We start from the raw sequence: 12,408 nt of genomic DNA on the forward strand, positions 1-12,408 counted from the left end.
CCCGCGAAGACGCGGACTTAGACAATCCTCCCAAGATACTCATTCAAAAACAAAGGCTTATCCGTTGAACGCGATCGCCGCAGATCAGCTGCTGCCAATGTTGGCCGGCTCCCGAATCTCGACGTCGGCACGCGTGCGCATTCGACGCTCCGGAAGCACTTTCCTTCTTTCAGCCTGTGGTGAACCGCCAGGGGCCCCGCGGCGGCCCGCAGGCGCAACGAAGCCGGACGCCACAACCATCCCAGTTCCTATGATACCGCCTCATATATTATTTATTATGGCATACCATCACATTGAGCAAAGTTGAGTGTCAAGCGCGGAGTATGAATTGTCGTGAATTGCACGGGGTCATCATGGCGAATGCCGTCTGCATCCGGCCGGTATGTGGATTCAGTTCCGTGCGGCAGCTCGCTCAACGTCCATGCTCCGCAAAGGGACCTTGATACGGCTTGACGCATTTGTCTGCGGGCGCCTATCGAGCTTTGATCATTCTCGCCCGGGGAATGAGCTTGTCGCCACAAGAAAAACGCATGCGGATGATCCGTCAGGTCGTGATCATCGGCATTGTGCTCCCCGCCTTTTTGGACTTCACCGTCTACCGCCTGAAGACAGGCAATTTTGGATAAATGCGCGCCCTTGCGCAGTGAATGCGTATGTTTCCCAGAAGGATTATGACCGCGGGTCGGGAGAGGGAAAAAGCCGTGTCGTCGATCTATCTCCTTCCGCACATTGCCGAAAGCGGAAATCCACATGCGTCCTGAACGTGGCGCATCGATCGAAGCGAGCTTTGCGTCGGAGAGCGTCAAAGCCGGTCTGCTCGCACGCCTTGCAAGCTCGCAGGGGGTGCCCGCACTTTGACGCAAATTGCCTTGTTCGATGTGCAGAGAAGGTTGCCGGTTTGGCACGCGATGTCGGAGGTGTTCCTCGACAGCGAATTGCAGGCAAAGGACTATCGCCGGATCGCCAAGGCGCTCGACATATCCGGATACTCCCTTGCGGAGCTCCGATCCATCCTGGAGGACGAGGTGGCCCCGGCATTTGCATCAAACCTCTGCTCCGTTGCAGGAGAATGGGCCGGTTGGCGCGAGAACGATGTCCAAACCATCATGTTCCAATCGCTGTCGCGGCGACGTTTTCGTCTTCTGTCATGGCTGAAACGGGTGTTGCGTCGACGGCATATCGAGCAAGAATGGGAGAAGATCGCGCAATTCCTCGAACAGGGATGAGGCCACCCTCGCAATATGCCGCAATACCGCAGCGGCCTGCGCCTCGCCTATTCGGCCGGCTTCTTGGCGGACAGTACCGCTTCGGCGATCGCGCTCGCAGCGGCGACGTGATCCATCGCCGCCCGGTAAGCCCCCTCGCCGTCGCCGCGGCGGATGGCATCGACGATCTTCGACATCTGTGCCGGTCCTTCGATGCCGCGCCCCTCCGTCTTGATCGTCATCGAACGCAAGTGGTTTATGCGCACGGTGAGGAGGTTGACGACGCCCCAGGCAACGTGCCTGTCGACCATCGTGAACAGTGTTTGATAGAAGGAAGAGGTGTTGGTCAGCACACCCGCCATATCGTTATCGCGGTAACTGTTGCGAATCCCACTCAGGGATTCCTCCAGCGCGGCGACGATCTCGGGGCTGCGGCGCTCGGCGCATAGCCGCGCCGCCATGCCTTCGAGCGCGCCGCGGATCTCATAGATCTGTTTGGCTTCCTCGATGTCGAGCTGCGCGACGATCGGCCCCTTGTTCGGCAGATTGGCGACAAGCCCTTCCGATTCGAGATGTCTCAGAACCTCGCGCACCACCGTTCGGCTGACCCCGAGCTGGGCGCAGAGATCGCGCTCGACAAGGCGATCTCCGGGACGGAAATATCCGTTGACGATGGCCTCGCGGACCTTGTCGAGCGCCAATTCCCGCAAGGTCTTTGCAGGACGCTCGACTCTAATGGCGTCCTTCAGAGCACCGCTCATTCTGTACCTCAGTGTTGGACTGACTTCGCACGCTCAAATTCCCCAGCGGCAGCCGAATGCAAGAATCGTATTATGGCGTACCAGATACTGTAGCTGTCGGCGACCGACAATTCAACAAGCGCCGTGCCGCCCGGAAAGGTTCAGCCTCTCGAAACGATCTCCTCGGCTACGGCCTTGGCTTGCACCCGGATATCCGGAACGGCGGTGATCTCCCAGAATTGTCCCGCCGTCAGGGCGCCGACTGCGAAGAGTCGGGCCGGCGAGATCTCGGACGGGGCTGTCACCTCGGAAGCGGCATTCACCTGGATCCCGAGACCAAGGGGATCGGGGACGATCAATTGAAACCGGCTCATCTCCTTCAGGAGCGGTGAGTGGCTGATCCCGGCGCGCTCCATTCCCGTGCAGTTGACGAGCCAGTCCGCATTGATCCCGGCGATCTGCGGCGTTGCTCTCACCCTGTAGCTGGCAAGGAGCCTGCCCTCCTGGGCTCCGAGCGATTTCAGGAAACCCGCGTGGAAACGAACGATTCCGTCCGAGACCAGCTTCTCAAACTTGTCGAACACGTCGGGCGCGACCCGATGGCGATGGATATTCCACCAGGGAAGCGCATGCCTGAGGAATCGCGACCGTTCCTTGCTGGAAAGCCGTTGCCAGAGAGCCTGCGTTGCGGGCCTCAGACCGTCCATCACGCCTCGCCAGTCGGCAACCGTCCTGCTCTTGCCCCGCAAGCTCTTCAATATCTCGCTGATCGTATCCGGAAGCGCCTCGACGTCGATCGGCAATGGCGCCGGCAATTCCCTCGCATGTCCGAGCGGTGCGAGCCCGCGCCGCGAAAGTACATCGATCCTGCCGCTATGGCCGTGGGCGCGTAGCGCCAGAACCTGATCGATCATCGTCAGACCGGATCCGAGGATGCACACCGCATCGGACGATGCGACGCGCCTTAGCCACGAAAGCCGCCACGGGTTCTCGATGATCCGTGATCGCAGCGATGGCGGGACGCCATCCGGATCGACCGGAAGGCTGGCATTGCCGACACCGAGACAAAGCACCACGTTCCTGCCGGCAATCTCGTCGCCATTACCGAGATGGAAGGCCAGCGTGCTGCTGTAACGTTCCACGCATCCGGCCGCCTTGGCCTTGATGAAATCGACCCGGCAACGACCGTCCCGCTTTCGAAGCAGCCGCGCAAGTGTGTCGCGGACATAAAGACCGTAATCGCTGCGCGAGGCGAAATCGCCTGCCTGCATCAGGCGTCCATGACGTTTCAGCCAGTCGACAAAGTCGTCGGGTTGATGCGGCAGCAGGCTCATGCGGCCGGCGGGAACATTGAGGCGATGGAGATAGAGCTCCGTTCGGTACGCCGTCCCGCGCCCGAAACCGGGATCGTCGCCGACGACGGCAACCTTCGCCGAGGCGGGAAGCTGCTCGATGAGATTGCAGGTCACGGCAATCGCTGAAAAACCGGAACCGACCACGATAACATCGTATATCAACGCATTCTCCCTGAAGCTCCGCAACGCCCGGCGAGACATTTCGTCATTCACGCCTCGAGATCGCTCGCCGTGCCTTACGGATCGCACAAGCGGCAGAATCACGAAACAATTATCTCTATCGTCTATAAATATAGTTTGTTATTTCTCCCGCTAGCCCGTTCCCAACCATTACCCTTTTGCGGGTGAGATCGAGGGCCGTGCGGCCCTGAACAAAGGGGCTCAAAATGAATTTCAGGACTTTGGTTGCCGCGATCGCTATCGGCGTCGGCACGCTTGCAACGACTGTTATCGCCGAAGCGGCGGACCAGAAGGTGGTGGTCGGCTATCAAACCGATGCCTTGCCGTCTTCCGTGGCGATCGCCAATGGCGAATTTGCCAAGGAAACCGGGTATGACATCGACTTCCGCAGATTTAATTCGGGCGCCGAGATCTTTGCGGCGATTGCCTCCGGTGACGTTCAGGTCGGTTATGTCGGCTCCAGCCCGTTTGCGGCTGCAGTATCACGCGGGCTCGAGGTCAAGGCCTTTTACCTCGCCTCCATCTCGGGCATCGACGAGGCTCTCGTCGTCCGCAACGGTTCCGGCATCGAAAGCCTGAACGATCTGAAGGGCAAGAAGCTTGCTGCCGCGCCTGTTTCCACCGACCACTATCAGCTGCTGGCGCTGATCAAATCGTTGGGCCTGACCGAAAAGGACGTTCAGGTCTTCGCCATCCCTCAGCCCGAAATCGTCGCCAGCTATAACCGCGGCGATATCGACGGCGGCTTCGTCTGGGATCCGGCGCTCACCGAACTGAAGAAGAACGGGAAGGTTCTTGTCACCTCCAAGGACGTGGCGGACAAGGGTGCGCCGACATTCTCGGCCTGGGTCGCGACCTCGAAATTTGCCGCCGACAACCCGGCATTCCTGAAGGGCTTCGCGTCGGTCATCAACAAATACTACGCATCCTTCGCCTCGGACAAAGCCGCCTGGGGTCCCGACAGCGACAACGCCAAGTCGCTCGCCAAGCTTCTCGGCGGCACAGCCGACCAGCAAGCATCGGCCCTGAAGAACCTCACGCTTCTGACGCCTGAGATTCAGGCATCGGATGCCTGGCTCGGCGGCGGCGAAAAGGCGGGTGCCGGCAAGATCCTCAAGGACACGGCATCATTCCTGAAGGAACAGGGCAAGGTCTCCGACGTGCTGGCCAATTACGGCGCCTTCGTCACCGCCGACGCGCTGACCGGCGTCAGCAACTGATCCTCCCCGACGCCGGCGCGGCTTGCCGCGCCGGCGTCTAACATGCGAGCAGGAATATGCTTAAAGTCGATCACGCCAGTGTTTTCTTCGCAGCCCGCGACGGGCGGACCGTTCACGCGCTTGATCGCGTGTCTTTCGACATTCCCGAACGGGGTTTCGTCGTCGCGCTTGGAGCGTCGGGATGCGGCAAATCAACTCTTCTCAATGCGATTGCCGGTTTCCTTCCGCTTTCGGAAGGCCGGATCACGCTCGACGGCCGCGCGGTCGAACGGCCGGGTGCCGATCGCGGCGTCGTCTTTCAGAAGGACTCGCTGCTGCCGTGGAAATCCGTCGTCGACAATGTCGCGCTCGGTTTGAAATTCGCCGGGGTCAAGCGCAAGGAGCGCGAAGCGCGCGCCCGGGAGTTGCTCAGGCTCGTCGGCCTCGATGAATTCGCCGGCGCGTTTCCCTACGAGCTGTCTGGCGGCATGCGCCAGCGTGTCGGCATCGCGCGTGCTCTGGCGACAAATCCCGACATCCTGCTGATGGATGAGCCGTTCGGCGCGCTCGACAGCCTGACGCGTGAGCAGATGCAGGAACTGCTGGTTTCCATCTGGGATAAAACGGCAAAGAAGGTTTTCTTCATCACCCACTCGATCGAAGAGGCCCTGTTCCTGGGTACGCAGGTCCTGGTCATGTCGCCTCGACCGGGACGCGTCGTGGCGCGTTTCGATCTGGATTTCGTTCGCCGCTTCGCCGAAACCGGCGACGCCCGATCGATCAAGGCGTCGCCGCAATTTGCCGAGCTGCGCGAGGAGATCCGCGCCATTCTGCACAGCACCGAAGATTTAAGGAGCGCCGCATGAGCGATATAGTCCAGGCATCGCCGATTGCGACTGGTAGTGAGGACCGCCGGGTCAAGCTGGTGAAAATGGCAAGCTTCGGAGCCGGTGAGAAGTCGACGGTGGCCATCAGCATTGCCACGGCGCTTGCCATACTGCTGCTGTGGTGGGTCGTATCCGCGCTCGGCGTCGTTCCACACCTATTCCTGCCGCGTCCGGACGAGGTGCTGACACAGATCGGCGCCGTCTATCGCGACGGTTACGCCGGCGCGTCACTGTCCGAGCATATTTTTGCAAGCCTGTTCCGCATCGTGGTCGCAGCCCTCATCGCCATTTCCGCCGGCATTCCGCTCGGCTTGCTCATGGGACTGAACCGCTGGGCAAAAGGCGTGCTCGACGCACCGATCGAGTTCTACTGGCCGCTTCCGCCGCTCTCCTACCTGCCGCTGATGATCATCTGGCTCGGCATCGGCGAGACGTCGAAGATCACGCTGCTGGTGCTGGCGATGTTTGCGCCGATCTGCCTCTCGGCCCAGGCCGGCGTTCGTTCGCTGCCGATCGAGCGGGTCAATGCCGCGCGTTCGCTGGGCGCGAGCCGGCTGCAGCTCTTCCTGGACATCGTCCTGCCCTCCGCCCTGCCCGAAATTCTCACCGGCATCCGCATTGCGCTCGGTGTCGGCTGGGGCACACTGGTGGCGGCCGAATTGATCGCCTCCACGCGCGGAATCGGTTTCATGATCATGTCGGCTTCACAGTTCCTGGCGACCGACGTCGTCTTCGTCGGCATCGGCATCATCGCGATCTGCGCCTTCACCTTCTCGGCCGCCATCCGCTTTCTGGAGGCGTTCCTCGTGCCCTGGAAAGGCAAGCTCTGACCGAATGGCGGGATGGCGCGCCATCCAAACATCGGCTTGCGTACGCGATATTCGGTGCAGCTCGGGGGTTGACGTCAACCTCCGAGCTCGCCCGTTAGGGCCATCCTAGATTCACCGAGTATCGAAAATTCGCGGCATCGCTCGTGGATGTCGCGATCGGTCAGTGCACAGTAACCGCATCGGCCTGGCGCTGCTGCAGGCTGCGGACCAGCATCACGGCCTCCCTGACGATTGCCGAAAATGTTGCATCATCGGCCTCTGCGATCCTTCCGGTCATATTGCGAATGATTGTCGTCAAATGGATAATGGAATGGCGATGCTGCGGATCTTCCGATCCGATTTCGGCATCGGCCATGGCAAGCAGCGTCTGAACCAACCGCTCCATGGTTTGCCGGCGCCTGGTCCTCGGGTCGGCATTCGGATCTTCGCTCAGGCGCAGGAGGTCGGCGGCAATGTCGGACATCCGATTCCACTCACATCGCAAAAGCCGGCGGCATGGCAGCGACATGCCTTCGACCGCGCGTCTGCGCCTTCAAGGTCTGCAACAGGCGGTAGCCGTTGCGCCAGCGGCCGAAGCCGCTGGAAACATTGATATGGCCGGCAAGGCCGATATTCCTGGTCTCGGCATTCCACAGGCGGCCAAACAGGGTCAACCGATCGACCGTCATGTAGGCATCGTTCATGCTGCCGACGACGATACTCGGAAAGGGCAGAGGCGCCGTCGGCATGGCGCCAAACGAGATATGCCCCGGATGCAGAATTTCCGTGGCCGGCAGATCGCACGGAGCGACGAGTAGGGCTCCTTTGACGCGGCGCGCCGCACTTCGCCCGGCCAGCCGGGCGGCAAGCAGGCATCCGAGACTATGGGCAACCAGATAGGCCTCACCGGCCTCCTCAAGCGCGCCTTCCAGTCGCAACAGCCAGCTGTCCAGATTCGGATGATCCCAATCGTCCTGAGCGACGCAACGGCTGTCCGGCTGATCCTCCAGCCAATGCTGCTGCCAATGCCCTTCTCCCGAGCCGAAAAGCCCGGGAAGAATAAGTACATCGATCATCTGGCGCCATCCTCTCCCGGGCGGCGCGCCGGTCCTTTTTCCCATCGGGGCAAACATCTGGCACCATTCATCGGATCAACCCGATCACCAGAGCGAACAGGAATGTGAAAGAGCTGACGATCGTGCAGATCCCGGCCGCATGCCTGAGCTGCGACATGACGCTGCTTCCCGCCCTTCTCGCATTGTGCCGACGCAGCTCGGTCTCAACGACAATCGCCATCACACCGCTCTCCTCAATACCAAAGGCCTGGCATGGCGCCCCAATAATGGAGCTCGTATTCGCGTGCGGACCAATCGCGCTCTTCGTCGCGCGTGAACAATCCATTGGCAGGCGCGTGCGCAGCCGGCGCCTTCGGCTCGAGCAATCGGCCAATCGTCAGTTTCAGCCAGAGGTGAAAATCAAGCTTCATGCGAACCTCCTGTCAGGGACTGGTACTTTTCAGCGAGAACTTTTGTTTTCACGCAATTCCGGACGCAAACCGCTGTGCACTTTTGCTGGAATTGCCCTAGGACATCAGCGAATGACGGCTCGCATTGGCGAGAAGATCGCGGAGCGATGCTGTCGGTCCGTAGAGCATCAGCAGGCGGTTCTCCTCGCGTTTGGCGAGGCGATATCGTCGGGCGAATTCGAAGACGCTCCACAATTGATCGCTTGGCCCCGGCCTTTCCGCATCATCCATTTTCGCCTCCTGAGATCGAACCATGGCGGCGCCCCTTACTCGGCCGCCGCCAGTGCAGGGTTTGCGTCCGGGAAGAAGGCAGCCAATTCGCCGATCACTTCGTTGATGCGGGCCAAAAGCGGATCGGATGAGACCGCATAGTCGGTAAAATCGCGATCGGCCGCATAAACGGCAGTCGGCAAGGTATGGGCCATGAAGAAACCGAACAGCGGCCGAAGCTGATGCTCGACCATCAAGGCATGCCGGTCACCGCCGCCTGTCGCGGTGATGATGATCGGCTTGCCACGAAGCTCGTGCGGATCGAGCAGATCGATGAGGTGCTTGAAATGGCCGGGATAAGAGCCCTTGTAGGTCGGCGAGCCGATGATCAGGGCATCGGCCTGCACGATCTCGTCGACGACATGTCTGGCCTGCTCGTCGAGGTCCTTGCGCCACAAGGCCCTGCCCAGCGATGGACCGACATCATTGAGATCATAGGTCTTGCTCGCAAATCCGTAACGAATGCTCGCGCGGTCGGCGACGTGGCGCACGAGTGCCAATGTCTTCGAAGGACGGTTGAAGCTGCCAGCAATGCCGACGAGTTTGAAACCTGACATGGTTTTTCCTCTCTTTGGATTGCCTCAACTATTGTCTACAAAATTGATAGATTAAAGGAACGTGCATCTCTCCTTATTCGGCTGGTTGAAAAAAACGTTCGCTCTCGCCCCGGCACGCACAGGCTGAAGGGCGATCGTCACCGGTTCTCGCGACCGCAGGCAGAAACGGGATATCGGCTCCAATGGGGAAAGACGTCGTGGAACATGGAAACACCGCGGGGGCGGTCAATGCCGTCACCAGCAAAAAGCGCCGGTGAACCGCTCGGGCTAAATGGCTTTGCCGCAAGGGTGGATATTATTGGTATAAGATTTCCGGTTCAGCGGAACGATTGGATGACACGCTCTGCCCTTTCCGTCGCAGAAAATATACATTCCTTATAGATTTTAGCGGGAGTTTTTCATGCCATTGCAGACGGCTGATGTCATCGATTTCCAGGCTTACCGGCAATCGCGCTGCAAAGATGCGGCTGATGCGTCAAAGGCGCTCGCGCCGGCATCTTTCGCGATGCAGCCCGTTCTGATGTGGGTGCCCTATTGGGGTTTTATCCCGGTGATGGCAATGGGCATTGCCGGATATGGCGTCTGATCAAGCGCTTCTCTCCGACGTCGAAACCATAGACGCCGCCGAGCAGATCACCGTTCAGACAGGACAGAATTTGCGGCGCATTCGCACCCGCCGCGGCTATTCCCTGGACAGGCTGGCAAAGATCGCTGGCGTCAGCCGCGCCATGCTCGGCCAGATCGAAACGGGCAAAAGCAGCCCGACGCTCAGCATTCTCTCGAAGATCGCGCTTGCTCTCGGCATTCCCTGCGCAGCACTGATTGCCGAACGCGGCGAGACCTCGATCATTACAGTGCCGCGGGCAAGATCGAAAATCCTCGCCTCGTCCGAAGGGCGCTTCCGGACACGGGCTCTTTTCCCCTTCGAAGGCGAGCGAAAAGTAGAATTCTACGAGCTGAGGATCGCTCCGCACCATAGCGAAAGTGCCGATGCCCATCAGCATGGAACGGTGGAAAATCTGGTCGTTGCCCAAGGCACCGTCGAAATCATCGCCGGCAGGCAGGCGCCGCATATCCTGGGCGAAGGCGACGCCATCATCTTCGATGCCGACGTGCCCCATATCTACCGCAACATGACGGGAACGGAAGCGATCCTCTACCTGGTGACGACCTATCTCGAAGACGTTCGCGTCTGACGCAAAAAGAGCCCCCGTCTCCGGAGGCTCTTGGTCATTTCCTCTAAGAGGCCAATGGCTCAGGCGGCCATCGTGCAGCACATTATCATGCCGCCGCAGTTCATCATGACAGGCATGCCGCCGGACATCATCGACATCATGCGCTTGCAGCATTCCATGAACATGTCCTTGTCCATGCCTTCCATCGGCTTCATTTCGCAGACCATGCCCTCGGCAGTCATCGTGCACTTCATGGCGCCCATCATCATCATCATCGGCATGGAGGCCATCATCGGCATCATGGCGCCGTTCATCATGGGCATGCCTGACATCATCGGCATCATTCCACCCATCATCGGGTTCATCATGGCGGGCATCATGTTGTTCATCATCGGCATCATGTTCATGGCGGGGTTCATTGTCTCTCTCCGATCAATATAGCGGCGTTTCGCGTTTCGCTGAAACGGGAGATAAAAGAACTAATTAGAGCAAACAATGTAAAAAAATCTTCCCCCATCTTTTCCTCCAATAGAATGGAACGGTTTCGATGGGAATGCGCAATATTGCCAAGATAACGGAATTCCATCCGCTATCATCGCCCGAGCGGGACGATCGCTCTGAACAGTCTCCCTGAATACGCCAGGAGAATTAAGTCCCCCACGCCATTGTGAAGGACTTTCTGAAAGTCTGTCGTTTCCGAACTAAGTTTCCGATATCTCGACCGACAGATCCGGGCCGAGCGCCTGCAGGAAGCTAGCGGCATCGAAAATGGCTGCCGGCGCCTTTGCGCCGATATCGCGGATGCGTCCCGAGAGGATACGCTGGACCGCTTCACAGATGATCGGAGCCGTGACGGCGTAGATGTCTTGTCCCTGTGCGACAATCTGACGGCGCACGTCACCCTGCGTGACGATCACTTCTACTGCAAAGCGCTGCGCCGAACGCCCAGATTCGTCGACTGCCTGCGGCGGAGGCGTCGACGAGTCGCGAACATCCCGCAGAGCGGTTGTGCTCAAGAAGGTGTGCAGTTCCTTCGTCCGGACGTGCCGGGCGATCAGCGGCACTTCCGAAAAGGGAAGCTCGACGAAAGTCTGCCGGCCGAACGGGGCCGGTAAAATCGACACCCTTTCAGCAGGCGGTTGAGGCACCGGCTCCAGCTGCCCACCGCTGACGGCCAGGCGCCGTGCAGTGTTTCTTTCTCCGGTAACGCGTGTGCCTCTCGTCGGCAGCCAGCTGTCAAGCGCAACTCGAATTTCGATGTCGTCAGCGTGCTCCCACTCGTCCATGACAGCTGCCACGAGCAGGTCGGCCAAGCCGCCATAGAAACCCATGGCCGGGATGACGGCTATGCCCGCTTCCCGGGCCGCAACCTCATGCCTCTCGAACGTGGCCTGCACACTCGGTTGCTCGGCCGTCACGTCGAGATAATGAATCCCCGCTCGCAATGCGGCACGCACCACTGCGTCGGCGGTGTCCATGAACGGGCCGGCGCAGTTGATGACCGCCGCCGCGCCGGCTAGCGCCCTGTCCAGTTCCCCGTCATCCTCGACCGCTGCTTCGCGGCATTCGATGCCGCGCTCTGCAAAGCCCGCAGCCGCCAGCCGCTGGGCATTCCGTCCAATCGCGATGGGCTTGAGACCGCGCCGCAACAGTTCGGCGACGACAAAACGACCGGTATGGCCGTTCGCTCCCAAGACCGCGATAGATTGGGACGTCTTCGTGATGTCGGCTTCGTAGATGGTCATTGTTTTCTCCTGCGCTACAGACCTGTCTGTATTCAATAAAACATACAGGTCTGTAGCGTGTCAATCCGTTTGCTGTTATGCTGGCGACCTTGGAGGTACACGAATGTCGAAAAGCGCAACGAACTCCCGTGCCTCTGGCGGCAACGAGGTGCGGGATAGAATTCTCGAGACGGCGTCGGAACTCTTTTACCGGCGCGGCGTGCGTGCTGTCGGTGTCGATCTTGTGGTCGAAAAATCCGGCGTCGCCAAAACCAGCCTCTACCGCCATTTCGGCACGAAGGACGACCTCATCGCGGCCTTCCTCAAGCGCGAAGACCTGGACTTCTGGAGCACCTGGGATCGCGTGACGGAACAGCATCCGGACGATGCCGAGGCCGAGCTCGATGCACATTTTGAGTGGATCGGCGAACGGGTCGGGCGGGAAAACTACCGAGGCTGTCCGCAGATCAACACCGCAGCCGAATTTCCCGAAGCGGATCACCCTGCCCGCAAGGTCGCCGAAGCCCACATGCGCGAGATGCGGCGGCGTCTGAAGACCATCGCCGAGGAGCTTGCGGTTGCCGCGCCCGATCGGCTCGCCGGTCAACTCGCGGTTCTGATCAACGGCGCCTTTGTCAGCATGCAGCTCTTTGAACCCGGCGAGGCCACCGGTTTGCTGCGCGATGCAGCGCACGCCCTGATCGCCGCCAGCCGTAGCTGATCACACTGGACATCCGCTGAAAGTACAAATTGCAGAGCTGTGAAATGGGGGCAAAAGGAAG

The 12,408-nt window shown here is 59.9% G+C and carries 18 protein-coding genes; 7 read left to right on the forward strand and 11 right to left on the reverse strand.

What is annotated here, in order from left to right:
* Nucleotides 1-275: 275 nt before the first annotated feature.
* Nucleotides 276-806 (reverse strand): hypothetical protein, encoded by a 531-nt coding sequence (locus tag FHT79_RS00510; RefSeq protein WP_127429919.1) that lies wholly within the window; start codon nt 804-806, stop codon nt 276-278.
* A gap of 48 nt (nt 807-854) precedes the next feature.
* Between FHT79_RS00510 and FHT79_RS00515 the strand changes: the two genes are divergently transcribed.
* Complete coding sequence (locus tag FHT79_RS00515; protein WP_168332953.1) at nt 855-1,226, forward strand: hypothetical protein; 372 nt, start codon at nt 855-857, stop codon at nt 1,224-1,226.
* 47 nt (nt 1,227-1,273) lie between these two features.
* Here FHT79_RS00515 and FHT79_RS00520 read toward each other — a convergent pair whose 3' ends face one another.
* Entirely contained in the window at nt 1,274-1,966 is a 693-nt protein-coding gene (locus FHT79_RS00520) for a GntR family transcriptional regulator (RefSeq protein WP_028756780.1), read from the reverse strand.
* Nucleotides 1,967-2,106: 140 nt separating this feature from the next.
* A complete protein-coding gene (locus tag FHT79_RS00525) occupies nt 2,107-3,462 on the reverse strand; it encodes an FAD/NAD(P)-binding protein (protein ID WP_028756779.1) in 1,356 nt (451 codons plus the stop codon).
* A 224-nt stretch (nt 3,463-3,686) separates the two neighbouring features.
* Between FHT79_RS00525 and tauA the strand changes: the two genes are divergently transcribed.
* From tauA to FHT79_RS00540, 3 genes are read left to right on the forward strand one after another with little or no spacing between them, the layout of a single operon-like run.
* The gene (gene tauA / locus FHT79_RS00530; protein WP_028756778.1) at nt 3,687-4,700 is read left to right on the forward strand and encodes a taurine ABC transporter substrate-binding protein; all 1,014 of its coding nucleotides are present in this window, start codon (nt 3,687-3,689) and stop codon (nt 4,698-4,700) included.
* Between the two features lie 56 nt (nt 4,701-4,756).
* A complete protein-coding gene (locus tag FHT79_RS00535; RefSeq protein WP_028756777.1) occupies nt 4,757-5,545 on the forward strand; it encodes an ABC transporter ATP-binding protein in 789 nt (262 codons plus the stop codon).
* Entirely contained in the window at nt 5,542-6,396 is an 855-nt protein-coding gene (locus tag FHT79_RS00540; RefSeq protein WP_028756776.1) for an ABC transporter permease subunit, read from the forward strand. Before FHT79_RS00535 ends, FHT79_RS00540 begins: the two co-directional genes overlap by 4 nt.
* Nucleotides 6,397-6,556: 160 nt before the next feature.
* Here FHT79_RS00540 and FHT79_RS00545 read toward each other — a convergent pair whose 3' ends face one another.
* The 6 genes from FHT79_RS00545 to msuE form a co-directional block, all read right to left on the reverse strand.
* Nucleotides 6,557-6,859, reverse strand: a complete 303-nt coding sequence (locus FHT79_RS00545) for a hypothetical protein (RefSeq protein ID WP_028756775.1) — start codon at nt 6,857-6,859, stop codon at nt 6,557-6,559.
* Nucleotides 6,860-6,869: 10 nt separating this feature from the next.
* Nucleotides 6,870-7,451: an alpha/beta fold hydrolase gene (locus FHT79_RS00550; RefSeq protein WP_028756774.1), complete on the reverse strand. Its 582-nt coding sequence runs from the start codon at nt 7,449-7,451 to the stop codon at nt 6,870-6,872.
* A 67-nt stretch (nt 7,452-7,518) separates the two neighbouring features.
* Nucleotides 7,519-7,671 carry a hypothetical protein gene (locus FHT79_RS00555; RefSeq protein ID WP_165932218.1) on the reverse strand — a complete coding sequence of 51 codons (153 nt, stop codon included), beginning with the start codon at nt 7,669-7,671 and terminating at the stop codon, nt 7,519-7,521.
* Between the two features lie 13 nt (nt 7,672-7,684).
* On the reverse strand, nt 7,685-7,861 hold the full coding sequence (locus tag FHT79_RS00560) for a hypothetical protein (protein ID WP_164735886.1): 177 nt from the start codon (nt 7,859-7,861) through the stop codon (nt 7,685-7,687).
* 96 nt (nt 7,862-7,957) lie between these two features.
* Nucleotides 7,958-8,155 carry a hypothetical protein gene (locus FHT79_RS00565; protein WP_028756773.1) on the reverse strand — a complete coding sequence of 66 codons (198 nt, stop codon included), beginning with the start codon at nt 8,153-8,155 and terminating at the stop codon, nt 7,958-7,960.
* Between the two features lie 11 nt (nt 8,156-8,166).
* Entirely contained in the window at nt 8,167-8,727 is a 561-nt protein-coding gene (gene msuE / locus FHT79_RS00570; protein ID WP_028756772.1) for an FMN reductase, read from the reverse strand.
* 400 nt (nt 8,728-9,127) lie between these two features.
* On the opposite strand from msuE, the gene FHT79_RS00575 reads away from it, so the two are divergent.
* On the forward strand, nt 9,128-9,313 hold the full coding sequence (locus tag FHT79_RS00575) for a hypothetical protein (protein WP_028756771.1): 186 nt from the start codon (nt 9,128-9,130) through the stop codon (nt 9,311-9,313).
* Entirely contained in the window at nt 9,303-9,923 is a 621-nt protein-coding gene (locus FHT79_RS00580; protein WP_028756770.1) for an XRE family transcriptional regulator, read from the forward strand. The genes FHT79_RS00575 and FHT79_RS00580 overlap by 11 nt, the downstream gene beginning before the upstream one ends.
* 59 nt (nt 9,924-9,982) lie before the next feature.
* On the opposite strand, the gene FHT79_RS00585 is transcribed toward FHT79_RS00580, so the two are convergent.
* Nucleotides 9,983-10,321 carry a hypothetical protein gene (locus tag FHT79_RS00585; protein WP_165932217.1) on the reverse strand — a complete coding sequence of 113 codons (339 nt, stop codon included), beginning with the start codon at nt 10,319-10,321 and terminating at the stop codon, nt 9,983-9,985.
* A gap of 282 nt (nt 10,322-10,603) precedes the next feature.
* Nucleotides 10,604-11,647, reverse strand: coding sequence for a saccharopine dehydrogenase NADP-binding domain-containing protein (locus FHT79_RS00590; protein ID WP_028756768.1), 1,044 nt, complete (start codon nt 11,645-11,647; stop codon nt 10,604-10,606).
* 103 nt (nt 11,648-11,750) lie between these two features.
* Between FHT79_RS00590 and FHT79_RS00595 the strand changes: the two genes are divergently transcribed.
* Nucleotides 11,751-12,347 carry a TetR/AcrR family transcriptional regulator gene (locus tag FHT79_RS00595; protein WP_028756767.1) on the forward strand — a complete coding sequence of 199 codons (597 nt, stop codon included), beginning with the start codon at nt 11,751-11,753 and terminating at the stop codon, nt 12,345-12,347.
* The last annotated feature ends 61 nt before the right edge of the window (nt 12,348-12,408 follow it).

Source organism: Rhizobium sp. BK212 (genome assembly GCF_014197475.1).
GTDB classification, from domain to species: Bacteria; Pseudomonadota; Alphaproteobacteria; order Rhizobiales; family Rhizobiaceae; genus Rhizobium; species Rhizobium anhuiense.

What these genes read in the sequence shown, in the direction of transcription:
- FHT79_RS00585 (WP_165932217.1), bottom strand. Translation starts at nt 10,321, where the DNA reads ATGAACCCCGCCATGAACATGATGCCGATGATGAACAACATGATGCCC.
- FHT79_RS00540 (WP_028756776.1), top strand. Translation starts at nt 5,542, where the DNA reads ATGAGCGATATAGTCCAGGCATCGCCGATTGCGACTGGTAGTGAGGAC.
- FHT79_RS00575 (WP_028756771.1), top strand. Translation starts at nt 9,128, where the DNA reads ATGCCATTGCAGACGGCTGATGTCATCGATTTCCAGGCTTACCGGCAA.
- FHT79_RS00560 (WP_164735886.1), bottom strand. Translation starts at nt 7,861, where the DNA reads ATGAAGCTTGATTTTCACCTCTGGCTGAAACTGACGATTGGCCGATTG.
- FHT79_RS00555 (WP_165932218.1), bottom strand. Translation starts at nt 7,671, where the DNA reads ATGGCGATTGTCGTTGAGACCGAGCTGCGTCGGCACAATGCGAGAAGG.
- tauA (WP_028756778.1), top strand. Translation starts at nt 3,687, where the DNA reads ATGAATTTCAGGACTTTGGTTGCCGCGATCGCTATCGGCGTCGGCACG.
- FHT79_RS00520 (WP_028756780.1), bottom strand. Translation starts at nt 1,966, where the DNA reads ATGAGCGGTGCTCTGAAGGACGCCATTAGAGTCGAGCGTCCTGCAAAG.
- FHT79_RS00535 (WP_028756777.1), top strand. Translation starts at nt 4,757, where the DNA reads ATGCTTAAAGTCGATCACGCCAGTGTTTTCTTCGCAGCCCGCGACGGG.
- FHT79_RS00595 (WP_028756767.1), top strand. Translation starts at nt 11,751, where the DNA reads ATGTCGAAAAGCGCAACGAACTCCCGTGCCTCTGGCGGCAACGAGGTG.
- FHT79_RS00590 (WP_028756768.1), bottom strand. Translation starts at nt 11,647, where the DNA reads ATGACCATCTACGAAGCCGACATCACGAAGACGTCCCAATCTATCGCG.
- msuE (WP_028756772.1), bottom strand. Translation starts at nt 8,727, where the DNA reads ATGTCAGGTTTCAAACTCGTCGGCATTGCTGGCAGCTTCAACCGTCCT.
- FHT79_RS00550 (WP_028756774.1), bottom strand. Translation starts at nt 7,451, where the DNA reads ATGATCGATGTACTTATTCTTCCCGGGCTTTTCGGCTCGGGAGAAGGG.
- FHT79_RS00565 (WP_028756773.1), bottom strand. Translation starts at nt 8,155, where the DNA reads ATGGTTCGATCTCAGGAGGCGAAAATGGATGATGCGGAAAGGCCGGGG.
- FHT79_RS00545 (WP_028756775.1), bottom strand. Translation starts at nt 6,859, where the DNA reads ATGTCCGACATTGCCGCCGACCTCCTGCGCCTGAGCGAAGATCCGAAT.
- FHT79_RS00580 (WP_028756770.1), top strand. Translation starts at nt 9,303, where the DNA reads ATGGCGTCTGATCAAGCGCTTCTCTCCGACGTCGAAACCATAGACGCC.